The organism is Virgibacillus sp. GM2-2, assembly GCF_055329585.1.
In genome coordinates this window covers 1-277 of sequence record NZ_JBUZWC010000055.1, presented here as the reverse complement: position 1 = coordinate 277, position 277 = coordinate 1, and the positions used below count along the sequence as shown (strand labels likewise).

General features: G+C 54.5%; 1 protein-coding gene. It reads right to left on the bottom strand.

The window, feature by feature from the left end:
- Positions 1–277: demethoxyubiquinone hydroxylase family protein (locus ACY9Z2_RS18955; RefSeq protein WP_463611237.1), on the bottom strand; the 277-nt coding region annotated here is incomplete at both ends.

Sequence of the window (277 nt, the reverse complement as noted above, 5' to 3'; positions counted from 1 at the left end):
GAATTTGCCTGCGATAATTCCGATTAAAAGGGAGCCGGCGTACCAGATCGGATTCAACACGCTCTTTCGGCCTCCCAACTCAACAAGCCGACGCTCCGTCCAGGCCAGATGCTCACCTTCTTCCACGGCGGCTCTGTGCAGAGCCAACTGAATTGAATCCTCCTTAGATGCAAAAGCCTGCCCCTGATACAGTGCCTGGGCACAGATTTCGCCACTATGATTCACCCGCATCAAGGCTGCAGCATGCCGTTTCTCATCGACAGTTAGTGCCACCTCC